19 protein-coding genes and 1 tRNA gene are annotated in these 24,831 nt (G+C 67.3%); 18 read left to right on the top strand and 2 right to left on the bottom strand.

The window, feature by feature from the left end:
* Window positions 1–30 precede the first annotated feature (30 nt).
* From KPL74_11415 to KPL74_11350, 14 genes are all read left to right on the top strand, one after another.
* The gene (locus KPL74_11415) at window positions 31–426 is read left to right on the top strand and encodes a hypothetical protein (protein QWT18356.1); all 396 of its coding nucleotides are present in this window, start codon (window positions 31–33) and stop codon (window positions 424–426) included.
* Between the two features lie 68 nt (window positions 427–494).
* Entirely contained in the window at window positions 495–917 is a 423-nt protein-coding gene (locus KPL74_11410; protein QWT18355.1) for a CopD family protein, read from the top strand.
* Between the two features lie 70 nt (window positions 918–987).
* Entirely contained in the window at window positions 988–4,410 is a 3,423-nt protein-coding gene (gene recC, locus KPL74_11405) for an exodeoxyribonuclease V subunit gamma (GenBank protein ID QWT18354.1), read from the top strand.
* The gene (recB, locus tag KPL74_11400; protein QWT18353.1) at window positions 4,407–8,060 is read left to right on the top strand and encodes an exodeoxyribonuclease V subunit beta; all 3,654 of its coding nucleotides are present in this window, start codon (window positions 4,407–4,409) and stop codon (window positions 8,058–8,060) included. The genes recC and recB overlap by 4 nt, the downstream gene beginning before the upstream one ends.
* Entirely contained in the window at window positions 8,057–9,934 is a 1,878-nt protein-coding gene (recD, locus tag KPL74_11395; protein QWT18352.1) for an exodeoxyribonuclease V subunit alpha, read from the top strand. Before recB ends, recD begins: the two co-directional genes overlap by 4 nt.
* A 214-nt stretch (window positions 9,935–10,148) precedes the next feature.
* Window positions 10,149–12,050, top strand: a complete 1,902-nt coding sequence (gene thrS, locus KPL74_11390) for a threonine--tRNA ligase (protein QWT18351.1) — start codon at window positions 10,149–10,151, stop codon at window positions 12,048–12,050.
* 44 nt (window positions 12,051–12,094) lie between these two features.
* Window positions 12,095–12,622 carry a translation initiation factor IF-3 gene (infC, locus tag KPL74_11385; GenBank protein ID QWT22607.1) on the top strand — a complete coding sequence of 176 codons (528 nt, stop codon included), beginning with the start codon at window positions 12,095–12,097 and terminating at the stop codon, window positions 12,620–12,622.
* 309 nt (window positions 12,623–12,931) lie between these two features.
* Complete coding sequence (gene rpmI / locus KPL74_11380) at window positions 12,932–13,129, top strand: 50S ribosomal protein L35 (GenBank protein QWT18350.1); 198 nt, start codon at window positions 12,932–12,934, stop codon at window positions 13,127–13,129.
* 12 nt (window positions 13,130–13,141) lie between these two features.
* A complete protein-coding gene (rplT, locus tag KPL74_11375) occupies window positions 13,142–13,501 on the top strand; it encodes a 50S ribosomal protein L20 (GenBank protein QWT18349.1) in 360 nt (119 codons plus the stop codon).
* A gap of 110 nt (window positions 13,502–13,611) precedes the next feature.
* On the top strand, window positions 13,612–14,604 hold the full coding sequence (gene pheS / locus KPL74_11370) for a phenylalanine--tRNA ligase subunit alpha (protein QWT18348.1): 993 nt from the start codon (window positions 13,612–13,614) through the stop codon (window positions 14,602–14,604).
* 34 nt (window positions 14,605–14,638) lie between these two features.
* Complete coding sequence (pheT, locus tag KPL74_11365; protein QWT18347.1) at window positions 14,639–17,020, top strand: phenylalanine--tRNA ligase subunit beta; 2,382 nt, start codon at window positions 14,639–14,641, stop codon at window positions 17,018–17,020.
* A gap of 1 nt (window position 17,021) precedes the next feature.
* The gene (ihfA, locus tag KPL74_11360; protein QWT18346.1) at window positions 17,022–17,321 is read left to right on the top strand and encodes an integration host factor subunit alpha; all 300 of its coding nucleotides are present in this window, start codon (window positions 17,022–17,024) and stop codon (window positions 17,319–17,321) included.
* Window positions 17,302–17,658 carry a MerR family transcriptional regulator gene (locus KPL74_11355; GenBank protein QWT18345.1) on the top strand — a complete coding sequence of 119 codons (357 nt, stop codon included), beginning with the start codon at window positions 17,302–17,304 and terminating at the stop codon, window positions 17,656–17,658. Before ihfA ends, KPL74_11355 begins: the two co-directional genes overlap by 20 nt.
* 47 nt (window positions 17,659–17,705) lie before the next feature.
* Window positions 17,706–17,782: transfer RNA gene (locus tag KPL74_11350), tRNA-Pro, on the top strand.
* Window positions 17,783–17,844: 62 nt separating this feature from the next.
* Here KPL74_11350 and KPL74_11345 read toward each other — a convergent pair.
* Window positions 17,845–19,035, bottom strand: coding sequence for a glycoside hydrolase family 27 protein (locus tag KPL74_11345; GenBank protein ID QWT18344.1), 1,191 nt, complete (start codon window positions 19,033–19,035; stop codon window positions 17,845–17,847).
* Between the two features lie 247 nt (window positions 19,036–19,282).
* Here KPL74_11345 and KPL74_11340 point away from each other — a divergent pair, with 247 nt between their 5' ends.
* The 4 genes from KPL74_11340 to KPL74_11325 all read left to right on the top strand — a co-directional run bounded on the left by KPL74_11340 (window position 19,283) and on the right by KPL74_11325 (window position 22,712).
* The gene (locus KPL74_11340; protein QWT18343.1) at window positions 19,283–19,729 is read left to right on the top strand and encodes a hypothetical protein; all 447 of its coding nucleotides are present in this window, start codon (window positions 19,283–19,285) and stop codon (window positions 19,727–19,729) included.
* 38 nt (window positions 19,730–19,767) lie between these two features.
* Window positions 19,768–21,144: a hypothetical protein gene (locus KPL74_11335; GenBank protein QWT18342.1), complete on the top strand. Its 1,377-nt coding sequence runs from the start codon at window positions 19,768–19,770 to the stop codon at window positions 21,142–21,144.
* Between the two features lie 154 nt (window positions 21,145–21,298).
* Window positions 21,299–21,766 carry a hypothetical protein gene (locus KPL74_11330; protein ID QWT18341.1) on the top strand — a complete coding sequence of 156 codons (468 nt, stop codon included), beginning with the start codon at window positions 21,299–21,301 and terminating at the stop codon, window positions 21,764–21,766.
* A 1-nt stretch (window position 21,767) separates the two neighbouring features.
* Window positions 21,768–22,712 carry a sensor domain-containing diguanylate cyclase gene (locus tag KPL74_11325; GenBank protein ID QWT18340.1) on the top strand — a complete coding sequence of 315 codons (945 nt, stop codon included), beginning with the start codon at window positions 21,768–21,770 and terminating at the stop codon, window positions 22,710–22,712.
* 29 nt (window positions 22,713–22,741) lie between these two features.
* Here the strand turns inward: KPL74_11325 and KPL74_11320 are convergent, their stop codons facing one another.
* Window positions 22,742–24,751 carry a serine protease gene (locus KPL74_11320; GenBank protein QWT18339.1) on the bottom strand — a complete coding sequence of 670 codons (2,010 nt, stop codon included), beginning with the start codon at window positions 24,749–24,751 and terminating at the stop codon, window positions 22,742–22,744.
* Window positions 24,752–24,831: the final 80 nt, after the last annotated feature.

Raw genomic sequence — 24,831 nt, 5'->3', positions numbered from 1 at the left:
TTGGGTTCCTTCCCACTGGATGCCGTTCCGATGACCGACTGGACCCTGTCAGCCACCGACTGGAGCGCCATGCAAGAGCGCATGGCGCGTTCCGATGCCCGCTTCGATGCGTTCCTCGGCCGTTTCGACGACCACGTTCGCCGTTGCAACGAAAGCTTCCAGCGGATCGATCATCGTCTCGAGCGGATCGACACGCGCGTGGAACGGCTGGAGGAGCGCGTGGGCGGCGTAGAGCAGTCGGTCAACGTCGTCCGCTGCAACGTCAAGGATATCGATCGTCGCCTGCGCGTCGTCGAGGGTGATGTCCAGGATCTCATCCGTTATCGCCATCGGCTCTGGGGCATGATCACGGCGCTGGCCGCCCTGGGTAGCACGCTGGGGTTCGCGGGTGCACAAGCGCTTTCCCAGGTCATGCGCCTGGCGTGAGGCGTCCTGCCGCGCCGCGCTGTCGCTCGACCGGGATACACTCTGGTCTTTCATAGGGAGCGCCACCGATGGCTTACCTGCTGACCAAGTCCCTGCACATCGTCTTCGTCATCGCGTGGATGGCGACGGTGTTCTACCTGCCGCGCATCCTGGTCAACATCAAGGAGGCCGAGGCTGAGCCGGCCGCGGTCAAGGCGCGGCTGGAGCTCATGGGCCGCCGCCTCTATCGCTTCGGCCACATGATGTTCGGCATGGCGTTCCTGTTCGGCCTGGTGCTCTGGCTTTATTTCGGCATCGCCGGCGCCTGGTTGCATGCAAAGCTCGCGCTCGTCGTGCTCATGCTTGCGTACTTCATCTGGTCGGGCAGGGCGCTCAAGCGCAGCATGGCGGGCGGCCCACTGCCATCGGCAAAGGCGCTTCGCATCGGCAACGAACTGCCGGTGCTCGTGTTGCTCGCCATCGTCTACCTCGTGGTCGCCAAGCCGTTCTGAGGTCTCGCCGGGTGAGACCGGTATCGGTCATCATCGCCCGGCCCAGTCAGCCTGCCGCCGGAGTGGCCGCTTGAACGACACGCACGACATTGCGCCGGGCCTCATGGTCCTGCACGGCAATCGCCTGGAAGACCTGCGCGACATCCTCGTCGGATGGCTACGCCAGGCGCCGTTGCGCCCGCTGGAAGACGAGCGCGTGCTGGTCCAGTCCAATGGCATCGCCCAATGGTTCCGCCTCGCACTGGCGCGCGCCGAAGCCGACGGCGGACTCGGCATCGCGGCGTCGGTGAACGTGGAGCTGCCGGGCCGTTTCCTGTGGGACGCCTATCGCGCGGTGCTGGGTCGCGATGCCGTGCCGCCCGAATCGCCCTTCGACAAGTCGCGCCTGGTCTGGCGGCTGATGCGCCTGCTGCCCGCGCTCGCCCGCGAGCCGGTGTTCGAACCGCTCGCCGCCTTCCTCGGCGATGGCGAGGACGCACGCAAATGCCACCAACTGGCAGAGCGGCTCGCGGACCTCTACGACGGCTACCAGGTCTACCGCGCCGACTGGCTCGACGACTGGGCGGCCGGCCGCGACGTGATGCGCGATGCGCGCGGCGGTGAACTGGCCATGGCGGAGGGCGACCGTTGGCAGGCGGCGCTGTGGCGCCGCCTGCTGGACGACGTGGGCCCCGCCGATGCCGATGGCCACCGCGCCGCTGTCCACGCGCGTTTCCTCAAGGCCGCGTCGTCGGCCAGCGAACGGCCGCGTGCGCTGGCGCGCCGGATCGTGGTGTTCGGCATGTCGTCGTTGCCGCGACAGACGCTCGAGGCCCTGTCGGCCCTGTCGCGCTGGTCGCAGATCGTGCTGGTCGTGCTCAATCCCTGCCGGCACTACTGGGCCGACATCGTCGACGACCGCGAACTGCTGCGCGCCGAGCGGCGCCGGCAGCAGGCTAAGCCAGGCATGCCTTTGTCGCCCGACGAGGGCGACCTGCACCTCTACGCAAATCCGCTGCTCGCGGCGTGGGGCAAGCAGGGGCGCGACTACATCCGCCTGCTCGACGAATTCGACCATCCGGAAAGCTATCGCCATCGTTTCACCGCGTGGGACCAGCGCATCGATTTCTTCGAGCCCCCCGCCGCGGGCACTCTGCTGGGTAGCGTGCAGTCGGCGATCCTCGAACTGGAGCCGGTGCCGGCAACACGCACGCCGATCGCCGTGGACGACGATTCCATCGCCTTCCACGTGGCGCACGGCCCGCAGCGCGAAGTGGAGATCCTCCACGACCAGCTGCTCGCCCGGTTCGAAGCATCCGCCCGCGCGGGCCAGCCGATCCTGCCGCGCGACGTGATCGTGATGGTGCCGGACATCGACACCTATGCACCGCACATTGATGCGGTGTTCGGTCGGGTCATGCGCGACGACCCCCGCTACGTGCCCTACAGCATCGCCGATCGCGCATCGCGCGGCAGCGTCCCTATCGTGATGGCGCTCGACCGCCTGCTCGGCATGACCGAATCGCGCTTTGGCGCGGGCGACATGGCCGACCTGCTCGACGTGCCGGCCTTGCGCCAGCGCTTCGGGCTGCGTGAGGACGACCTGCCGCTGCTGCATCGCTGGGTCGAGGGCGCTGGCATCCGCTGGGGCCTGGACGCGGAACAGCGTGCTTCGCTCGGTCTTCCGGCCCTGGACCAGAACACCTGGTGGTTCGGCCTGCGCCGCATGCTGCTCGGCTACGCGGTCGGGCAGGGCGACGCGTGGGGCGAGATCGAGCCTTACGCCGAAGTCGGTGGACTCGACGCCGCGCTGGTCGGGCCGCTGGCGGACCTCGTCGAACGCCTCGGCGCACACTGGCGAGCCATGGCCACGCCGGCCACGGCGACGGACTGGGGCGTTCGCCTGCGCGGCCTCATGCGCGATTTCTTCAAGGCCACCGAGCCCGACGACTGTGTGCGCGAGCAGCGCCTGCTCGACGCGCTGGATGCGTGGGAGCGCGCCTGCGTGGAGGCCGGCTTCGACGGACCCGTCCCGCTGGATGTCGTGCGCGAAGCCTGGCTCGGCCAGATCGACGACGGCGGCCTGTCCAAGCGTTTCCTCGCGGGCGCGGTGAGCTTCGGCACGCTCATGCCGATGCGTGCCATTCCGTTCCGCCTGGTCTGCCTGCTCGGCATGAACGACGGTGCGTACCCGCGCGCCAGGCCGGCGATGGATTTCGACCTGATGGCGCGTGCGGGCGCATGGCGCCCGGGCGACCGTTCGCGGCGCGAGGACGATCGGTACCTGTTCCTCGAAGCCCTGTTGTCGGCACGCGATGCCCTGCACATCGGCTGGGTTGGCCGCAGCGCCCGCGACAATGCCGAACGCGCGCCGTCGGTACTGGTCGGCCAGCTGCGCGATTACCTGGCCGCGGGTTGGACCGACGCGGCCGGGCACGACGTACTGCCGCGCCTCACCGTCGAGCACCCGCTGCAGCCGTTCAGCCCGGCGTATTTCCACGAAGGCGATCCCCGCCTGTTCACCTATGCCAACGAATGGCGCCATGTGCACGGTGGCGAAGCCGCGTCGGGCAACGACAGCCTGCCTGCGTGGACAGTCGAACGTCCGATTGCCCTCGCCACGTTGCGTCAGTTCCTGCGCCATCCCGTGCGCGAATTTTTCCACGCGCGCCTCGGCGTGCGCTTCGCCATGCCCGACGTGGCCAGCGAAGCGCTGGAGCCCTTCGCGCTGAACGGCCTCGACCGCTTCGGCATGACCGACGTGCTGGTCCGCGCGGCCCTGCGCGAGGAACAGCCGTCCCAACTGGCGATCGCGGCAGCCACGGCCCGGCTGCAACGCAGTGGCGTGCTGCCGATGGGTGGCTTCGCTGCACCCGTACGCCGCGAGCTGGAGGAGGCTGCCGCAGTGGTCTACGGACGCTACGTCGCCGAGCGACGCCACTGGCCGATCGAGGCCGGTAAGTTCGAGGTGCGCGTCGAATGCGCCGGCGTCGTCATCGAAGACTGGCTGGCAGGCCTGCGGGCCAACGACGCAGGTGACCTGGCCGCGCTGCTGGTGTCGCCCACCGCCGTCCTCGATAGCAGGGGTTCGCCGCTGGCCCATCGCGTCGTCGCCCCGTGGGTCGACCACCTGGTGGCACAGGCCGCCGGCCATGCGATCGAGACCCGCTACATCGGGCCGGATGGCAGCATCGTGATGCGGCCGATGCCGCGCGACGTGGCCCATGCGGCGCTCGCCGCGCTGGTGGACGCGTGGCGCGAGGGCATGTCACGGCCGTTGCCGGTCGCCATGAAAACCGCCATCGCGTGGATCGGCACCGACAAGGGTGAGCCAGAGGCCGGGGCCCGGCGAGCGTACGGCCCGGGCGACGACTACGGCCGCGGCGAGGTGGACGACGACGCTTACCTGGCGCGGGCGTGGCCGAGCTTCGACGCCATGCTCGAAGCGGGCTTCGTCGATCACCTGCGACCCTACATCGATTTGTGCGCGGCGCTCGGGGTGGAACACGCATGACCTTCGCCATCGAACCGCTGCGCCCCCTGTCCCTGCCGCTGGAAGGCGTGCGCCTGATCGAGGCGAGTGCCGGCACCGGCAAGACCTGGACGATCGCCGCGCTCTATGTGCGCGCGGTGCTCGGGCACGGGGTGCCGCAGCCGCTGCTACCACCGCAGATCCTCGTCGTGACCTTTACCGAGGCCGCCACGCAGGAACTGCGCGAACGCATCCGTGCCCGCCTGGTGGAAGCCGCCCTCGCATTCCGCGCCGGCAGCGCCGGCGAGCCCCTGCTGGCCGAACTCATCGCCGCCTACGACGTCGGGCAGCACGCCGCGTGCGCGCGACGCCTGGAGCTCGCCGCGCAGTGGATGGACGAAGCCGCCATCTTCACCATCCATGGCTGGAGCCAGCGCATGCTGGTCCAGCACGCGTTCGGCAGCGGCCATGCGTTTGCGCAGACGCTCGAGCCGGACGAAAGCGAATTGCTGGCGGAATGCGTGCGCGACTACTGGCGCCAGGCGTTCTATCCGCTCGACGAGCAGACCCTCGCCGCCGTGCAGGAAAAGTGGCGGACACCCGACGCCCTGTTGCGGTCGCTGAAGCCGCTGCTTGGCGGTGGTGAAGCCACCCTGCGCATCGACGGCGAAGTGCTTGGCGTGGGCGATGGCCTTGCCGCGACGCTTGCCGCGCGGCGTGCGTGGGAGGACGAGGCCGCGACTCGCCTGGACGCGGCGGCGCGGGCCTGGCGTAGCGACGTCGACGCCATCGAGGCGCTGCTGCTCGAGGCGGCGACGTCCAAAGCGCTGAGCAATACGAAATACAAGCCGGACCGGGTGTCGCGTGAGCTGGTTGGCATGCGACGCTGGGCGCAGACCGGTGAACCCGGTGGCAACGAGCTCGGGCGATATGCCTCGTCGACGCTCGCCGAAGGCACCAGCAAGAACAGGGCACGCCCGGAACATCCCGCGTTTGGCGCACTGGAGCACTGGCATGAGTGGCAGGCGTCGCGCATCGCGATCCACCACGTCGTCCTTGCCGACGCACTGGCATGGGTGCGCGACCGCTTCGCCAGCCAGAAGCGCCGGCGCGCGCAGATGGGCTTCGACGACCTGCTGCTCCGGCTCGACCGTTCGCTGGCCAGCGCGTCGGGCGCCGACCTGGCGGCGACCATCCGCAAGCAGTATCCACTGGCATTGATCGACGAATTCCAGGATACCGATCCCCTGCAGTACCGCATCTTTCGCGCGGTCTACGGCGGCGAAGTGGAGACGGGCCTGCTGCTGATCGGCGATCCGAAGCAGGCGATCTATGCTTTCCGCGGGGCCGACATCCACACCTACCTCGCCGCCCGTGCGGAAGCCGCGGCCCCGCATTACAGCCTCGACACCAACTTCCGCTCGACCCAGGGCATGGTCGACGCCGTCAATGCGTTGTTCGTCCACGGCGAGGGCCACGCCTCCGGTGCGTTCCATTTCGCCGACCGCGGCTTGCCGTTCGCACCGGTGCTGGCGCGTGGTCGGGCGGAACGCTTCTTGCGAGGTGGCGCCGAACAGCCCGCCCTGAATCTCTGGTTGCTCGACGATGAGCAGCCCGTGGGCGTGCGCCATTACCGCAACGAAATGGCCGCGGCCTGTGCCAGCGAGATCGTGCGCCTGCTGGATGAAGCGGCACGCGGCGAGGCCGGCTTCGTCGGTCCCGCGGGAGCCATGCAGCCGCTTCGCCCGGCCGACATCGCCGTGCTGGTCCGCAGCCATGCCGAAGCCACCCAGGTGCGTGCGGCACTGGCGTCGCGCCGCGTGCGCAGCGTGTTCCTGTCCGATCGCGATTCGGTCTGGGAGAGCGTCGAGGCGGGCGACGTGCTGTTCTGGCTGCGTGCGGTGGCGGAGCCATCGTCCGACACGGCGATGCGTGCCGCGCTGGCCACGCGCACCCTGCACCTGGGTTTCGCCGAGCTGGAGCGGCTCAACACCGACGAACGCCACTGGGAAGCGCGCGGCCAGCAGTTCTTCGCCCTGCGCGACACCTGGCGACACGCCGGCACCCTGGCGATGCTGCATCGGCTGCTGCATGTCTTCGACCTGCCGGCGCGGTTGCTGGCGATGGATCACGGCGAGCGGGCGCTGACCAACGTGCTGCACCTTGCCGAGTTGCTGCAGCAGGCAGCAGCCACGCTGGACGGCGAACAGGCGCTTATCCGTTACCTTGCCGAGCGCATCGCCGACACGGCGAGCCATCATGGCGACGACCAGATCGTGCGGCTGGAAAGCGACGACGACCTGGTCAAGGTCATCACCATCCACAAGTCCAAGGGTCTCGAATACCCGCTCGTCTTCCTGCCCTTCGTCGCCGCGCCGACGAAGGGACGAGGCGGGCAGGGCTATCGCTACCACGACGGCGAAGGCATGTCGCTGGAGCTGGGCGGCGGTGAGGGCGGCGAGGCGGTCGATGCGGCGAAGGAAGCCGCCGAACGCGCATCCCTGCAGGAAGACCTTCGCGTGCTGTATGTCGCGATGACCCGTGCGCGGCATGCGTGCTGGCTTGGCATCGCGCCGGTGGCCGACAGTTCACGGATCAGGAAGCCCCAGGTACACCGCAGTGCGTTCGGCCACCTGTTGAAGGGCGGCGTGGAAATCGATAACGGCGAGATCGCCGGGTTGCTGCAGGCGCTGGCGAACAACGCGTCCTCCGTCGCCGTCACCTACATGCCGGCGCCCGACGACCAGCGCTACATCGCTCCGCCGCGCGACGAGCGCATGCTGCCGCCACGCGATCCAAAGCTCGCGCGGGCCGAGCCGTGGCGTATCGCGAGCTATAGCGGGCTGCGCTACGCCGAGGCGGATATCGACGTGCCCGCGCCGGAGACGGCCATCGACGACGTGATCGTCGAGTACGTGACCGAGCCCGTCGCCGTCGTCGCCGACCCCGCCAGCATCCACGCCTTCCATCGCGGTGCCGATGCCGGCACCTTCCTGCATGACCTGCTCGAGTGGATCGCCGACGAAGGCTTCGCCAGCATCGCCAACGACCCCGTGCGCCTGCGCGACACGGTCGCCCGCCGCTGCGAACGGCGCGGCTGGGAAGCATCGATCGACCTGCTGACCGACTGGTTGCTGGTGCTCCTGCACACGCCGATGGCCTTGCCCGACGGCGCGACGGTCGCGCTCGCTGCTTTCGACGATCCAGGCCGCTACCGCGCCGAGCTTGAATTCCTGTTCGAAGCCCGTCGCGTCGACGCGGAGGCGCTCGATCGCATCGTTCGCGAGCACACCCTGGGTGGCGCGCCGCGGCCGGCCCTGGCCAGCGACACACTCAACGGCATGCTCAAGGGCTTCATCGACCTGATCATCGAGCACGATGGCCGCTGGTACGTCGCCGACTACAAGTCGAACTGGCTGGGTACGGACGAGCAGGCCTACACGCCCGAAGCCATGCGCGCGTCCATCCTCGATTCGCGCTACGAACTGCAATACGCGTTGTACCTGCTGGCCCTGCACCGGCTGCTGCGTTCGCGGCTGGGGCCGGCATACGACTACGACATCCACGTCGGCGGCGCTGTCTACCTCTACCTGCGCGGCGTTGATGGCCGTGGCCACGGCGTGCATGTCGAGCGGCCGCCAAAGGCCATGATCGACGCGATGGATCGATTGTTCGAAGGAGCCGACGCATGATCGCCGACCTGGATGCCTGGCTGGACAGCGCGACGAATGACGGTCGGCTCCGGCCGATGGATCGCGCCTTCGCGCGCTTCCTCGCCACGCTGGATCCTGCCGCCGACGCACGCGTGCTGGCGTCGGCCGCCCTCGTCAGCAACGAACTGGCCGAGGGCCACATCTGCACCGATGTCGCCACGCTGGCCGAGCGCGATCCGGCGCTGGCGAACGCGGCAGGATGGTTGAGCGGCGCGTCGCTCGTCGCCTCGCCGGACGGGAATCCCGCGGCGCCGCTCGTGCTCGATGGCAGCCTGCTTTACCTGCGCCGCTTCTGGCGCGATGAAGCCCGCGTCGCCGCCGCCATCGTGTCGAGGCTGGCACCGCTGCCAGAACCCGCCGGCCTTGGCGTCGAGCTCGACCGGCTTTTCCCGCGGGAAGAGGGCGGCATCGACTGGCAGAAGATCGCCTGCGCCATCGCCGCGCGCAGTGCCTTCAGCGTCATCACCGGCGGTCCCGGCACCGGCAAGACCACCACGGTGGTGCGTCTGCTCGGCCTGCTGCAGACGCTGGCGGCGAACGCGGGGCAGCCGCGCCTGCGCATCCGCCTCGCGGCGCCGACCGGCAAGGCGGCGGCACGGCTCAATGCATCGATCGCCGCGCAGGTGGCGCAGCTCGACGTCGACGCCGGCGTGCGCGATGGCATCCCCGCGGAAGTCACCACGCTGCACCGGCTGCTGGGCAGCCGTCCAGATAGTCGTGCGTTCCGCCACGACGCCGACAACCCGCTCCACGTCGACGTGCTGGTGATCGACGAAGCGTCGATGATCGACCTGGAAATGATGGCGGCCACGCTGGATGCGCTGCCGGCCGATGCACGCCTGGTCCTGCTCGGCGACAAGGACCAGCTGTCGTCGGTGGAGGCGGGCGCGGTGCTGGGTGACCTGTGCGCGCGTGCCGAGGTGGGCCATTACGACGATGCCACGCGAACCTGGTTGCGCGGTGTCACCGACGTCGATGTGGGCGCGTGGACCGACGACGCCACGGCGTGGGCCCTCGACCAGCGCGTCACGATGCTTCGGCGCAGTCGTCGCTTCGGAAGCGACAGCGGCATCGGCGCGCTGGCGGCGGCGATCAATCGCGGCGATGCCGCGGCGGTGGCATCGGTGTTTGCGGGTGGCTTCGACGATGTCGCCCGTGCGGCGGCATCGCCTGCGGCGGTCGCCACGCTGGCGATCGACGGCCGTGGTGCCGCGCCGGGCTATCGGCACTATCTCGAGTGGATCGCCGCGCACCGGCCCGGGGCGGGAGCCGGCGACGACGCGGTCATGGCGTGGGGCCGCGGCGCGCTGGCGGCGTACGGACGGTTCCAGCTGCTGTGCGCGACGCGCCGCGGCGATGTCGGGGTGGACGGGCAGAACGAGCGGATCGGGCTCGGCTTGCTCGAGCGCGGCCTGATCGGAGCAACCACGGGCTGGTATGAAGGCCGTCCGGTGATCGTGGTACGCAACGACTACGCCGTTGGCCTGATGAATGGCGATATCGGCGTGACGCTCGCGGTACCCGACGGGCAGGGTGGCACGATGCTCCGCGTGGCCTTCCTGGTGATGGACGACAGTGGCGGCGAGCGCGTGCGCTTCGTTACCCCCAGCCGGCTCACGGCGGTGGAAACGGTCTATGCGATGACGGTGCACAAGTCGCAGGGCTCGGAATTCGAGCACACGGCGCTGGTGCTGCCACCCGAGCCGTCGCCCGTGCTGACCCGCGAGCTGGTCTACACCGGCGTGACCCGGGCCCGGCGGCATTTCACCTTGCTGGCCGCGGCGGATATCGTCGGCTACGCGGTGAGCCGAAAGACCCGACGGGCTTCCGGCCTGCTCGGCCGCCTGCGCTGATCCTGCGGGCCCCGATGTCCCATCCCGTATTTGACAGAAACGGCTCCAGGACTTAGTTTCCCCGTAGTAACCCCAACGAAAAGGTGGCCCGCGGTAACGTTGGCCGAGTGTGCGACATGCGGACTACGCGCTTCCCTACCTGATCCCACGCCACGTCTTCGTTGATACCCGAAGGGCGCCTGGCGCCCTTTTTGTTTGTCCGGAACCCCGCCTCATGATCCAGATCACGCTACCCGACGGCAGCCAGCGCCCGTTCGAGCATCCCGTCACCGTCCAGGACGTGGCCGCCTCCATTGGCGCCGGCCTGGCCAAGGCCACACTGGCCGGCAAGGTCGACGGCAAGCTGGTCGATGCCAGCTTCCCGATCGAGCACGACGCAAAGCTCGAAATCATCACCGAGAAGAGCCCCGAGGCGCTGGATATCCTGCGCCACTCCACGGCCCACCTGCTGGGCCAGGCCGTGCAGCGCCTGTTCCCCGGCGCGCAGGTCACGATCGGCCCGGTGATCGACAACGGCTTCTTCTACGACTTCGCCTACGAGCGTCCGTTTACGCCCGACGACCTCGGCGTGATCCAGGCCGAGATGGAGAAGATCGTCAAGGAACAGATCCCGGTCACGCGCTCGGTGAAGAGCCGCGACGAGGCGATCACCTTCTTCCGTGGCCTGGGCGAGGAATACAAGGCCCAGATCATCGAGGGCATCCCGGCGAACGAAGAGCTGTCGCTCTACACGCAGGGTGAGTTCACCGACCTGTGCCGCGGCCCGCATGTGTCCAACACGGGCAAGCTGCGTGCGTTCAAGTTGATGAAGGTGGCCGGCGCCTACTGGCGCGGCGATTCCAACAACGAGATGCTGACCCGCGTCTACGGCACGTCGTGGCTTAACGACAAGGACCTGAAGGCTTACCTGCACCAGCTGGAAGAAGCCGAAAAGCGCGACCACCGCCGCATCGGCAAGCAGCTCGACCTGTTCCACATGCAGGAAGAAGCGCCGGGCATGATTTTCTGGCATCCCAAGGGCTGGGCCATCTGGCAGGCCGTGGAGCAGTACGTGCGCGGCGTCTACAAGCGCAGCGGTTACCAGGAAGTGCGCGGCCCGCAGATCATGGACGTGAGCCTGTGGAAGAAGTCCGGCCACTGGGACAACTACCACGAGAACATGTTCTTTACCGAGTCGGAGAAGCGCACCTATGCGCTGAAGCCGATGAACTGCCCCGGCCACATCCAGATCTTCAACACCAACCTGCATAGCTACCGCGACCTGCCGATCCGTTACGGCGAGTTCGGCGGCTGCCACCGCAACGAGCCGTCCGGCGCGCTGCACGGCATCATGCGCGTGCGCGCATTCACCCAGGACGATGGCCACATCTTCTGCACCCCGGCGCAGATCGAGGCCGAAGTGGCCGCGTTCCACGCCCAGGCGATGCAGGTGTATGCCGACTTCGGCTTCAACGACATCGCCATGAAGATCGCCCTGCGCCCGGAAAAGCGCATCGGCGCCGACGAGGTCTGGGACCGTGCCGAGGACGCCCTGCGCAAGGCGCTGTCGGCGGCTGGGGTCGAGTGGGAGGAACTGCCGGGCGAGGGCGCCTTCTACGGCCCGAAGATCGAGTACCACATGAAGGACTCGATCGGCCGCGCCTGGCAGGTCGGTACCATGCAGGTCGATTTCATGATGCCCGAGCGCCTCGGCGCCGAGTACGTGGACGAAAACAGCCAGCGCCAGCACCCCGTGATGCTGCACCGGGCCATCGTCGGCTCCATGGAGCGCTTCATCGGCATCCTGATCGAGCACCATGCCGGGTTGCTTCCGACCTGGCTCGCCCCCATTCAGGCAGCGGTGTTCAGCATTACGGACGCCCAGGCCGATTACGTCCAAGACGTGACCCAAGCCCTTGTCGGACAAGGCTTCAGGGTGAACTCCGATTTGCGCAACGAAAAAGTCGGATATAAAATCCGCGAGCACACGTTGCAGAGGGTGCCGTATCTGGTCGTGGTCGGTGATCGCGAGAAGGAAACGGGTACCATCTCCGTACGTACCCGCGGTGGCGAAGACCTCGGCAGCATGACCGTTGCCCAGTTCGCCGAACGTTTGGAAGCCGAGACCCGCCGCTAGGCCGCGGGTCCGGTACTTAGATCATTCTTCTGGAGGATAGCGGTATCGCTACGACCGATAACAAGGGCAATCGCAAGAACAACGAGATCCGCGTGCCGAAAGTGCGCGTACTGGGTCCCGAAGGCGAGCAGCTGGGCATCATGGACACCCGTGACGCCATCCGCCGCGCTGAAGAGGACGGTCTCGACCTCGTCGAAATCCAGCCGAACGGCGATCCGCCGGTCTGCAAGATCATGGATTTCGGCAAGTTTAAGTTCGAAGCCCAGAAGAAGGCCTCGGCTGCCAAGAAGAAGCAGAAGCAGGTCGAAATCAAGGAAGTGAAGTTCCGTCCGGTCACGGATACGGGCGATTACGACATCAAGCTGCGCAAGATGCGCGAGTTCCTTGAGGAAGGCGACAAGGTCAAGGTCACGATCCGCTTCCGCGGCCGTGAAATGTCCCACCAGGACCTCGGCCAGAACCTGGCCCGCAAGATCCAGGTGGACATCGGCGAAGACGGCGTGGTGGAGTCCTTCCCCCGTCTTGAAGGCCGCCAGATGGTCATGATGATCGGTCCGAAGAAGAAGATCTGATCCGGAGAAGGCGCCCCAGGGCGCCTTTTTTCCGTCGGGGCTCTGTAGGAGCGCGCCCGCGCGCGAATAAGGCTGGCCCCAGGCCATGGTTCCTCCGTTTGCCTCTTACACCTTCCCTGGATGGCCTTTGTAGGGTGCTGCACGCCCATTCGCGCGCAGGCGCGCTCCTACACAAGGGGCTGATTTCCGTGTATCATCGCCGGCTCGGCCCGTATGGATGGGCCGTGAACCGTCCCCGGCAGGAAGGAAAGCGCAGGTCCCCAGGGCCCGCCGCCGGATCAGTCAGAAACCTGAAAAGGGAGCACTCCGATGCCCAAGATCAAGACCAACCGGGCGGCTGCGAAGCGTTTTCGCAAGACCGCATCGGGTAAGTTCAAGGCCGGTCACGCCTTCAAGTCGCACATCCTGACCAAGAAGTCGACCAAGCGTAAGCGCGGCCTGCGCGCTCCCAACCACGTCAAGCCGTGCGACACCAAGGGTGTAGCTCGGATGTTGCCGTACCTCTAAGGGAGACAAGAAATGGCTCGTGTTAAGCGCGGTGTTACCGCCCGTCGTCGTCACAAGAAGATCATTGGCCGTGCCAAGGGCTATTACAACGCCCGCCGCAAGGTTTTCCGCGTAGCTAACCAGGCCGTCATCAAGGCCGGTCAGTACGCGTACATCGGCCGCAAGCAGCGCAAGCGTCAGTTCCGCGCCCTGTGGATCGTCCGTATCAACGCAGCAGCCCGCCAGTTCGGCCTGTCGTACAGCCGCCTGATCAATGGCCTGGCCAAGGCCGAGATCGCCGTCGACCGCAAGGTCCTCGCCGACCTCGCCGTGCACGACATCAAGGCGTTTGGCGTGATCGCAGAGAAGGCCAAGGCCAGTCTGGCTGCGTAATCCGCTTTACCACGCGCGGTAGTCCTATCGCGCGAAGATGGATGACGTGGGGAGAAGGCTTGCCTTCTCCCCACATTTTTTTGTGGACCTGAAAAAAATCAGGAAGACCGATGGAATCGATCGAGCATATCGACGCCTCCCTGCGCGACATCGAGTCGGCAGCCTCCCTCGAGGCGCTGGATGCCGTGCGTGTCGCCCTGCTGGGCAAGAACGGTGCGGTGACCGCAGCCCTCAAGGCCCTGGGCCAGCTCTCCGGCGAAGAGCGCAAGTCGCGCGGCGCCGAAGTGAACCGGGTCAAGGAGCGCCTCACCGACGCGATCGGCGCCCGCAAGCAGGCGCTGGAACAGGCCGAGCTCGACCGCCGCCTGGCCTCCGAACGCATCGACGTGACCCTGCCGGGCCGCGATGGCGAATACGGCGGCATCCACCCGATTACCCGTGCCCTCGAGCGCATCTCCGACATCTTTGGCCGCCTGGGTTACCAGCGCGCCGATGGCCCCGAGATCGAAGACGACTGGCACAACTTCGAAGCCCTCAACTTCCCGCCGCACCACCCCGCGCGCGCGATGCACGACACCTTCTACTTCGGTGACGGCCGCCTGCTGCGCACGCATACCTCGCCGGTGCAGATCCGCTCGATGCAGGGGCGCCAGCCGCCGATCCGCATCATCGCCCCGGGCAAGGTCTATCGCAGCGACTCGGACCAGACCCACTCGCCGATGTTCCACCAGATCGAAGGCCTGCTGGTCGACGAGACCTCGAGCTTCGCCGACCTGAAGGGCACGCTGGCCGAGTTCATCCGTGCCTTCTTCGAGCGCGATTTCGAGATGCGCTTCCGGCCCAGCTATTTCCCCTTCACCGAGCCCTCGGCCGAAGTGGATATCCGCTGGGACGCCGAAGACGGCAGCACGCGCTGGCTGGAAGTGCTCGGTTGCGGCATGGTCCATCCGACCGTGCTGGCGAACTGCGGCATCGACCCGGAGCGCTACACCGGTTTTGCCTTTGGCCTGGGCGTGGAGCGTTTCGCCATGCTGCGTTACGGCGTGAGCGACCTGCGCGCGTTCTTCGAGAACGACATGCGCTTCCTGCGCCAGTTCGCCTGAGCTTCGCCGACCCCAACGCTTACGAGTCGCCTACATGAAATTCTCCGAAAACTGGCTGCGCGAACTGGTGGACGTCGACGCGGACCGCGCGGCCCTGGTGCATGCGCTGACGATGTCCGGCCTGGAAGTCGAGGACGTCACGCCGCTGGGCGATGGCCTGGACGGCGTGGTCGTCGCTGAAATCGTCGAAGCCAGCAAACATCCCGAAGCCGACCGCCTGCAGGTGTGCAAGGTCGATGCAGGGCAGGGCGAGCTGGTCCAGATCGTCTGTGGCGCGCCCAATGCCCGCGTCGGCATTCGCGTGCCGCTGGCCACGGTGGGTGCGAACCTGCCCGGCGGCATCCAGATCAAGGCCGCGAAGCTGCGCGGCGTCGAGTCGTTCGGCATGCTCTGCTCCGCGAAGGAGCTGGGCATCGATGCCGATGCCTCCGGCCTGCTCGAACTGCCCGCCGATGCCCCCGTCGGCACCCCGCTTGCCGACTACCTCGGCCTGCCGGACGCCAGCATTGAGCTGAAGATCACCCCGAACCGTCCCGACGTGCTCGGCCTGCATGGCCTGGCCCATGACGTCGCGGCCCTGTTCGGTAGCCATGTGCGCGCCGTCGGCGGCAGCGCCGTGGCCGTCACCGGCAGCGCGACGCGCGCGGTGCGCCTGGAAGCCGGTGCCGATGCGCCGCGCTACCTCGGCCGCGTCATCGAAGGCGTGGACACCACCGCAAAGACGCCGCTGTGGATGGCCGAACGCCTGCGCCGCGCCGGCCTGCGCCCGATCAGCCCGGTCGTCGACGTCACCAACTACGTGATGATGGAACTGGGCCAGCCGCTGCACGCGTTCGACAACGACCAGCTCAGCGGCAGCATCGTCGTTCGCCACGCGGGCCAGGGCGAAGTGCTCAAACTGCTCGATGGCAGCGAGGCAAAGCTCGATCCGTCCTTCGTCGTCATCGCCGACGAGGGCAAGGGCCTGGCGGTGGCCGGTGTCATGGGCGGTTTCGATTCCCGCGTGACCGATGCCACCCGCAACGTGTTCCTGGAGGCGGCGCACTTCGCGCCGGCCGCCATCATGGGCCGTGCCCGCAAGCTCGGCATGCACACCGATGCATCGCATCGCTTCGAGCGCGGCGTGGACCCGGCCCTGCCGGCACGTGCGCTGGAACGCGCCACCGGGCTGCTGATCCAGATCGCCGGTGGCCAGGCCGGTCCGGTCACCGTGGCCGAGCGCCTGGACGACCTGCGTGACCATGCGCCGGTGCTGCTGCGCCATGCGCGCCTGCGCCGCGTGCTCGGCATCGATGTCGCCGCCGCCGAAGTCACCCGCATCTTCACCGCGCTGGGCATGGGCGTCGAAGAGGTCGCCGACGGCTGGCGGGTCACCCCGCCGAGCAGTCGCTTCGACATCGAGCGCGAGGAAGACCTGATCGAAGAGGTCGCCCGCATCCACGGCTACGAGCGCATCCCGACCACCACCCCGGCCGGCAAGATCGCCCTGGAGCCGGTGGCCGAGGCGCGCCTGCCGGAGATGGCCCTGCGCGACCAGATCGCGGCCCGTGGCTACTTCGAGGCCGTGACCCTGTCCTTCGTCAATGCCGACCTGCTCAAGACCTGGCAGCTCGACCATGCATGGGTCCCGCTGGCCAACCCGCTGTCGGCCGACCTGGCGGTGATGCGCACCTCGCTGCTCCCGGGCCTGGTCGACGCCCTCCGTCACAACCGCGCCCGCCAGCAGGAGCGCGTGCGCCTGTTCGAAGTGGCGCGCAGCTTCCATGCCACCGGCGGTGCCCCGGACGAAATCGGCCGCGTCGCCCTGGTCGCGTCGGGCAATGCCCGTGCCGAGCAGTGGGGCGATGCCTCCCGCGCGGTCGACTTCTTCGACCTCAAGGGCGACCTCGACGCGCTGGTCGCCCACACGGGTGAGCCGCAGCGCTGGTCGGTCGACGCACAGGATCTTCCGGCCTGGCTGCATCCGGGCCGCGGCGCCCGCGTGCTGCGCGACGGCCAGCCGGCCGGCTTCCTGGGTGCGCTGCACCCGGCGCTGGCCAAAGCGCTGGACCTCGGCCCGGACGTCCACGTGATGGAGCTGGCGCTGGAGCTGATCCTCGCCCGCCGGATGCCCAGTGCCACCCGCGTGGCGCGGTTCCCGGCCGTTCGCCGCGACATCGCCATGGATCTTCCCGAGGACGTGGCCTGGGCCAGCGTGGAGGGCGCCGTGCGCGCCGCGCTGGGCGAGGTGCTCAAGGAGGTGAGGCTGTTCGACCGGTATGTCGGCAAGGGAGTCGACGAAGGACGAAAGAGTCTCGCTATGGGCTTGATTTTACAGGACGCTTCACGCACCCTTACCGACGACGATGCCGACGCTCGCGTGGCAGAAGCGGTGAAAGCATTGGAGCAGACATGCAAGGCGAGATTGCGAGGATAAGATGGCGCTGACCAAGGCGGAAATGGCCGAGCGGCTTTTCCTCGACGTGGGCCTCAACAAGCGTGAGGCCAAGGAATTCGTGGACGCGTATTTCGAGGTCGTGCGCGAGGCCCTCGAGAAAGGCGAGCAGGTGAAATTGTCGGGCTTCGGCAACTTCGACCTGCGACAGAAGAATCAGCGGCCCGGTCGTAATCCGAAGACCGGCGAAGAAATCCCCATCTCGGCCCGGCGGGTTGTCACCTTCCGTCCTGGCCAGAAACTCAAGGTAAGAGTCGAGGGCTATGCTGGATCCAGGGAATAACACCGAACTTCCGGCTATCCCGGCGAAGCGCTACTTCACCATTGGTGAAGTGAGCGAGCTTTGCGGCGTCAAGCCGCATGTCCTTCGCTACTGGGAGCAGGAATTCCCGGCCCTCAAGCCCGTCAAGCGCCGTGGCAACCGCCGCTACTACCAGCGCCACGACGTGCTCATGATCCGCCAGATCCGCTCGCTGCTGTACGACGAAGGCTTCACCATCACCGGCGCCCGCGCCCGGCTGGAGGGCCCCCAGGCCCGCATCGAAGCCACCATGTCGCACCAGATCGTGCGCCAGGTCCGCCTGGAACTGGAAGAAGTGCTTACGCTGCTGCGCCGCTGATCCTGCTTCCGCAGGCCGGGGCGAAGCTGCTACAATCGTTTGCTTGTCGGGGTGTAGCGCAGCCTGGTAGCGCACTACGCTGGGGGTGTAGTGGTCGCGAGTTCGAATCTCGCCACCCCGACCATTATTCGAAGAAGGCGTCCCAATGGGGCGCCTTTTTTTATGCCTCGCGGGTCGCCCGCGCGCTCAGCGGCGGGTGATCCGGTAGATCGCCGTCGCATGGGCGGGCAGGGTGACCGTGAGCGAACCATCGCCGTCGACCTGTGCGTGGGCCCACAGGTCACGCACGTGGTACGTGCCCGCGGCGAGCCCGATCTCGCTCGTGGCTACCCTCGCGTCCACGGGCTTGCCCGTCTCGTTGAACACGACCACGGCCTTGCTGCCGTCCTTCATCGGTTTGACGATGACGTGCACGCCGCCGGCGTCGCGGACCTGCTTGCCCTGCATGCCGAGGGGGTCTTGGTCGACAGCGATCACTTCCTTGTTGAGCAGGATCTGCAGGGCTGCCGGCTTGATCGTGCGCAGGTCGGTGCCGATCAGCAGGGGAGACGCCATGATCGACCACAGGCTGAAATGGCTGCGGTACTCGACGTCGGTCATGCCGCCGTTGCCGACCTCGAGCATGTCCGGGTCGTTCCAGTGGCCCGGGCTGGCGTAGGCGTCGAGCACGACGTTCTGCCTGAAGATCTTCAGCATCGACTCGTAGGTGTCGGTGATGTCGCCGGTGGTCCGCCAGGACTGGGCCATCACCGGCGCCTTTGCCGCCCACAGCCAGGGCTTGTTCTCGCCCCACTCGCACAGGCTGTAGAAGATCGGCCGCCCAGTCGCGCGCAGGGCCTCGGCCATGGCGGTATAACGCTGCTTCGCGTCGACCTTCTCGTTGTGGCAGTTATCGTATTTGAGGTAATCCACGCCCCAGGCCGCGAGCGAGGCGGCGTCCTGCTTCTCGTGGCCGAGGCCGCCCGGGAAGCCACGATTTTCCTGCAGTGGCTCGCAGGTCGAGGTGCCCGCGCTGGAGTAGACGCCGAACTTCAGGCCGCGTGAGTGGATGTAGTCGGCGAGCGCCTTCATCCCGCTGGGGAAGCGCTTCGGATTCGGCTGCAGGCTGCCGTCGGCGCCGCGCTGCCAGTTGGCCCAGCAGTCGTCCACGTTGACGTAGGTGTAGCCCGCGTCCTTCAGGCCGAGGCTGGCGAACTTGTCGGCGATCCCGCGGATCATCGCCTCGTCGAACTCGTCGCGGCAGTGCGTAGAGTTCCAGTTGTTGAAGCCCATCTGCGGCGTCGCCCCGGCAGGCGCATCGGTTGCGGAGGCGATGGTGGAAAGCAGGGCAAGGCCGAAGGCTACGAAACAGATCAGGCGGGCACGCACGAGGTTCATGGGGCGAGGGTTCCTTGCACCGGGAAGGGTGGGCCGCGGGTGCCCGCGTCAGCATGGTTCCTTTAGCACGGCCGGGTGTGTGACGACCATCCCATGCGCGGGTAGTGGCGCGACGATGCCCCGGCGATCTAAGCTCGGACCCGCTGGCGCCTGCATGGGCGCACAGGGGGCTAACGGACCAACCACCCAACGACGCCAAGGGTCGTGCGTCGTCGCATGCGTCCGGACCAGGGAAAGAGGAGTGAGCATGTCTCGCAGGTCGGATTTTTCGGATAATCGTTTGTGGCCGACGTTCGGCAATCGCGCCGACGCCCAGCAGGCCATGAAGGGCGGGGTGATCGCCGCCGCCTTCGTCGCGGTCGTCAATATCGGCATCGGTGCATGGATCCTCCTCTCCGGTCCAGGCCATGCCGCGCCTCTCGGTGCGTCCGGTTCGGTGGTGGTCGACGGCACCATCTTCGCCGTGCTCGGCGTGTTCCTTTATCGCCATTCGCTGGTCGCGGCGTGGATCTCCCTGATCCTTTTCACTTTCGAGAAGATCTGGCAGTGGACCACCCAGCCCAACGCGCTGTTCGGCGTCATCGTGGGCATCCTGCTCTGGCTGGCATTCCTGCATGCCCTGCGCGGCGCGATGGCCCTGCGGCAGTTCGAACGGGCCGCGCTGGAGCCGCCCGCGTTTACGGAAATGCCCTGATTCCACGTTCCCAGCGCTTCGCTGGCCGCGTCATCCTGGTGCTGTGCATCGCCGGGATGGTCGCGGCGTGTGGCAAGTCGCCGCCCGCCGCGGGCGTGCCTCGCGCCGCGCCGCCGTCGGCATCCGCCACGCCTGTGGCGTCGGGCTCGCTGGCACTGGTGTCCCTGGAGATCAGGGACGAATGGAGGGGCCTGGGCATCGACGTGCCGGACACCGCCACGTGGCGCGTGACCCGGGAAGGCGATGGCTACCGGATGCGTGGCACCGCTGGGATCTCCTATAAGCACGAGGTCACGACCCGCGTCGATGCGCCGGTGCCCGTGGCACGGGTGGAAGCGCTCGCCACGGCGCTACGTGCGCCCCTGCTGGAAAGTGTCGACCTTGCGGCCGTGAACATCGACGCCGGCCGGATGCAGGCATGGCTTGATGGCAAGGAAGCCGAGCTCTTGCCACGCGCGACCACGGACGATTTTCGCCAGCGCATCCGCGCGTGGCGCGATGGGTTTCGCAACCCCGCGGTACTTCGCGCCGCCGTGAGCCGCGGCTTCCCTGGCTTCGCCATCGATGACCAGCCCTTCGTCACCGTGTCGGCGACCTTCGCCGACGGTCGCCGAGTGAGCTATCGCTCGACCTCGGGCATGCAGTGGCTGCTACCGTGGGAAAATGCGGACAAGCTGCCCACCTTCGACACGGCGCTACCGGTCGCCGTGGGCAACCTCCTGCCGGAAGGTTCGCCTAACCGAAGCCGGTTCATGGACATGGCCAAACCACCGGGCGGTGACAGTTACATCGCCAGCGGCGTCCGCGAGGAGCTTGGCGCCTTGCGTGCCGAGGCCGAGGCGCCGGAAGCGGTGGCCGACCTTCGCACGGCGTTCCGCCTCGACAACCTCATCGCTTTTGCAAACCCGCCCGATGCTTTCCTTCGTGCCGATCTCCGGGCGAAGGACACCACCGGCAAGTTCGCGCTGGGCGTGCGAATTCCCCTGCACAGCGGCAGGATCGACCCGGCCGACATGGCCGAGGTGGGTCGGCGCTGGGCGACGATGACGGCCAGCGACGCGCTGCAGCGAGCGGCCGGCAAGAGCGAGGTCCGCGTTTTCAGGGCGTTCTACACGCCGACCGAGCGACCGGGCGCCTCCGACGGCGACGAAATCGCCGATCGCGCCTTGTTCGTCGAGCAGATGCACGCGATGGGCAAACTGAAGAACGTGCAGCCGGATTCACCGCTGCTTGCCCATGCCTTCGTTGTCATGGAAGGGCATAAGCGAGCCTGGATGATCCTCGCCGACGGCCGCAGCGTGCTCTGGCAGGCCTTCACCGCGCCGGGCGGTCGCGCGCGCTCGTGTGCTGTCCTCCCCAGCGAAAGCCAGGCGATCAGCCCACCCACGGCCTGGTGCGTGGGCGACGGGGCCTGACCCTGCCATCGCCTGCGCGACAGGACGGGCATTCAAGCCCGGCACGCGCCAGCCGATAAATAATGGTGAGACACTCAGTGGCATGGCCGGGGGGCCGTGGGGGTTAGCGATGTCAGGTGGGGACGCAGGGCGGCTGGCGCGAGATGCGCTGGCCGTGGCGCGGGCGCGGGTGGCCCGGCATAAACAGATCGATCCATTCTTCCTGGACCTTTCGCTGGGAGACCTCGCCGCGGGCGCGTGTTCGGTCAGCGGTCATGCCGTGGCGGACATCGGGCTGGTCGATGCCACCGGCTTCTTTATCCCGGCGCCGTGCCAGGCGGTGCTGCGTGGGTGCGAGATCCCCAGCATCGTGCAGAAGCTGTTCCTCAGCCCGGCGGGCATGCGCGGCCGCTATGACCATGCCGCGCTGCGCCGCAGCCTGCCCGAGAGTGTCATGTGGCTGATGGAAAATGTTCGTGGCGAAAAGGGCGGTGCGCCCCGGATTTACGTCACTATTGCGGATGGCTGCGAGGCGCTGGCCGAGGCTCCCGAGGAAACCCTCGCGATCCTCGAGATGCTGGCCGGTTTGCCGCTCGAAGGCGTCGCATTGGCGGAACACGTACTGGAATCACCGGATCACTGACATGAGCATCGACGACGCCATCCTTGCCGAAGACATCGGCGTCTACAGAACCCTGCTGGAGTCGACCCGGGCCATTCCCTGGAAGATCGACTGGGCCACGCTGCGCTTTGCCTACATCGGCCCGCAGATCGAAGAACTGCTCGGCTGGTCGCCGCAATCCTGGCAGACCGTGCAGGACTGGGCCGATCGCATGCACCCGGAAGACCGCGAGTGGGTCTTCAATTTCTGCGTCGCGCAGTCGCAGGCGGGCATCGACCACGAAGCGGACTACCGCGCGCTGCGCAAGGACGGTGAGTTCGTCTGGATCCGCGACGTGGTGCACGTGGTGCGCAACGACGATGGCACGCCGAACGCGCTGATCGGTTTCATGTTCGATATCAGCGAGCGCAAGCGCACCGAGGAAAAGCTGCTCGACATGCAGCGCGAACTCGAAGAACTCTCGTTCAAGGATGGCCTCACCGGAGTCGCCAACCGTCGCCGTTTCGACATGGTGATGGAAGCGCGCTGGCGCGACGCGCGGGCGCTGCGCCAGTCGTTGTCCGTGGTCGTGCTCGATATCGATTACTTCAAGCAATACAACGATTGCTACGGCCACCTGGAAGGCGACGAGTGCCTGAAGCGGGTGGCCAGTGCGTTGTCGGGCATCGTCCGTGGCAGCGACGACCTGCTTTGCCGTTTCGGCGGCGAAGAGTTCGTCTTGCTGTTGCCGAACACCGACGAAGCCACGGCCATGGCGCTGGCCTGGCGCTGCCTGGATCTCGTCGACAAGGCGCTGATCCCGCACGCCGGCTCGGGCACCGGCAAGCGCCTGACCCTGAGTGCCGGCGTGAACACGCTGGTGCCGAAGGATGACGACGACGTGTTGGGCTTCCTCAGCCGTGCCGACCGGCGTCTGTACATGGCGAAGGAACGCGGCCGCCATCGCGTGGTGGCCGAGGGCGCCTGAGCGGCGCCCCCGGGGTAACACGACGGCGGTTACGGGCTGGGCGGCGCTGCGGCGGCGGTGGCGTTTGCCGGTGCCGCCTTCGCGCCCGGCACCTCGGTGCCACGCGACGCGTCTGCCAGTCGCGCCTTCATGTCGTCATCGCTGGTCTTGTCGCGCAGGCCGTAGCCCAGCGTATACACATGGCTCGCCGACTGCGGCTGGGCCGGATCGTAGACACGGGTGATCAGGCGCCACTCGTCGGATTCATACGGCTTGCCGTCGCGGGGATGCGCGTGTTTCACCACGTCGTTCCAGACATCGTTGGCGGCTTGCGACGAATCATCGAAGGGACGTTCGTACCTGTCGAGGTAAACCACCGCGTTGGGTGAATCCTCCTGGCTTAGCGCCAGGCGTTCGACATGCAGCTCGGCCTTGCCGTCTTCCATCGTCCAGCCGCTGGCCATCGCCACGTCGGTGCGCGTGCCGGCAGGCACCAGGCTGGCGGGCCAGCGGGCGCGCAGGCCGTCGATGGCCAGTGTCACACCCTGGCCATCGTGGCCCAGCGTGGCGTTCTTCAGCACGGACGCGGGTGCGCCATGGGCCAGGAAGGCCTGCCACTGGGCGAGCGTGCCGGTGTAGGCGACGTCTTCCATGTCCGTCATCAGCCGCATCTGCAACGCGTGCTCGAATTTATCCTTGGCCATCGACACCTTCAGCATGCCCACCGCGCCGTCGGGGACGGGCGTGGTCACCATGAGCAGGTACGCATTGAGGAAGGGCACGCTGAACGCGTCGGCGTGCCAGGTGCGGCCCAGCCGGTCAGTAAAGGTCTCCGTCGAGGCGGGGTCGCCGAGGGAGGTGACCTTGATCCGCTCCTGGCCCACCTTACGGGTGACGAAACCCAGGGTCAGGAAGGGGTCCATGACGGCGCGGCCACCGGTGATCGCCGGTGCGTCGGCCTCGGAGTGGATATGCCACAGCACGACGTCGTTCTGCGCGGTGTGGTCGATATAGCCCTTGTTCGACAGCGGCGAGCGCTCGGCACTGTCGTCCGCCGGACGAACCCAGGTGCCGGCGCTGTCCTGGCTGATCAGCGCCGGGGTGCTACCCGTCCAGGCAATGCGGGTGAGCAGGTCGTGCGATTTGACGCCCTGCGGATAAAGCGTAGCGGCGCGTTCCTTCAACCACGCCTGCGATTCCTTCGCCAGCGAGGTATCGACCATCGTGGCGAGGCGGGTGTTGAAGGCCGCCTGGGTCAGCGGTAGCGCGACGCTGTCGTGCAGGCGCGAGTGGCGGGTTTCCGTGCTGTAGGCCACGCCGAAATCCTGCGGCAGGTCCACCACGGCTTCCTTGTCCGAGGCATCCAGCACGTAATGGATGGGCAGCGCGTAGTTCAGGTTTTCACTGGGCGACTTGCGCAGGACGACGCCGATGACCTTGCCCTTCTCATCGATCAGCGGGCCGCCGCTGTTGCCCGGCGACGCCGGCGCCGAGAAGCGGATCCACTTCCAGCGGCCATCCACTTCCTCGGGCGTGTCGGAGGTGTACAGGCCATCGCGCAGGACGACGCCCGTGCCAAGTGCATTGCCCACGGCGAACACGCTCTCGTTGGTGCCCGGGGACGCTTCTACCTCGAGCGGTTGCACCCTGGGTGGCTGGACCAGGCTGAACTCGACGAAATCCTGCTGCGGTGAGAAGCGCAGCACCTTGTCCACGGCGTACACGTGGCCCTGTTCGTCGCGTAGCGAAAGCGGGCCCCGCAGGCTGCCGATGCCGTCGGCAAACACGTGCAGGGCAGTCACGAAGCGGTTGTCGCCGATGGCGAAGGCGGTGCCGATGGACGCGTACTTGTCGGTGCGCTCCTGATACGGCATCTGGTCGAGCGGCAGTGGCTTTTCGTACACCACCTTGCTGTCGTCGGCCCGTGCCGAGACCACCTCGAAGGTGGCGGCCCGGACGCGCGGCAGCAGCGCCGCATCAAGGGTGGCGGCCGCCGCCGTGGTGCCGGCGCAGGCCAGGCCGATCGCGGCCGCGATCGTCCATTTCGCAAGAACTGCCATGTTCATTTCCCCTGGTTGGTCGCTACAGCGTACGCGACCAGGCAGGGAGAATTGAAGATGCCGGATGGCGGGGCGGAGGC

It is taken from the genome of Bacillus sp. NP157 (assembly GCA_018889975.1).
Lineage (GTDB): Bacteria > Pseudomonadota > Gammaproteobacteria > Xanthomonadales > Rhodanobacteraceae > Luteibacter.
This window is presented reverse-complemented; position numbering and strand designations above follow the sequence as displayed.

Excerpts from the sequence above, each read along its gene's own strand:
- rplT (QWT18349.1), top strand. The coding sequence starts at position 13,142 with ATGGCTCGTGTTAAGCGCGGTGTTACCGCCCGTCGTCGTCACAAGAAG.
- KPL74_11325 (QWT18340.1), top strand. The coding sequence starts at position 21,768 with ATGAGCATCGACGACGCCATCCTTGCCGAAGACATCGGCGTCTACAGA.
- KPL74_11345 (QWT18344.1), bottom strand. The coding sequence starts at position 19,035 with ATGAACCTCGTGCGTGCCCGCCTGATCTGTTTCGTAGCCTTCGGCCTT.
- KPL74_11320 (QWT18339.1), bottom strand. The coding sequence starts at position 24,751 with ATGGCAGTTCTTGCGAAATGGACGATCGCGGCCGCGATCGGCCTGGCC.
- KPL74_11340 (QWT18343.1), top strand. The coding sequence starts at position 19,283 with ATGTCTCGCAGGTCGGATTTTTCGGATAATCGTTTGTGGCCGACGTTC.
- KPL74_11415 (QWT18356.1), top strand. The coding sequence starts at position 31 with ATGACCGACTGGACCCTGTCAGCCACCGACTGGAGCGCCATGCAAGAG.
- KPL74_11355 (QWT18345.1), top strand. The coding sequence starts at position 17,302 with ATGCTGGATCCAGGGAATAACACCGAACTTCCGGCTATCCCGGCGAAG.
- rpmI (QWT18350.1), top strand. The coding sequence starts at position 12,932 with ATGCCCAAGATCAAGACCAACCGGGCGGCTGCGAAGCGTTTTCGCAAG.
- pheT (QWT18347.1), top strand. The coding sequence starts at position 14,639 with ATGAAATTCTCCGAAAACTGGCTGCGCGAACTGGTGGACGTCGACGCG.
- KPL74_11410 (QWT18355.1), top strand. The coding sequence starts at position 495 with ATGGCTTACCTGCTGACCAAGTCCCTGCACATCGTCTTCGTCATCGCG.
- ihfA (QWT18346.1), top strand. The coding sequence starts at position 17,022 with ATGGCGCTGACCAAGGCGGAAATGGCCGAGCGGCTTTTCCTCGACGTG.
- pheS (QWT18348.1), top strand. The coding sequence starts at position 13,612 with ATGGAATCGATCGAGCATATCGACGCCTCCCTGCGCGACATCGAGTCG.
- recB (QWT18353.1), top strand. The coding sequence starts at position 4,407 with ATGACCTTCGCCATCGAACCGCTGCGCCCCCTGTCCCTGCCGCTGGAA.
- recD (QWT18352.1), top strand. The coding sequence starts at position 8,057 with ATGATCGCCGACCTGGATGCCTGGCTGGACAGCGCGACGAATGACGGT.
- thrS (QWT18351.1), top strand. The coding sequence starts at position 10,149 with ATGATCCAGATCACGCTACCCGACGGCAGCCAGCGCCCGTTCGAGCAT.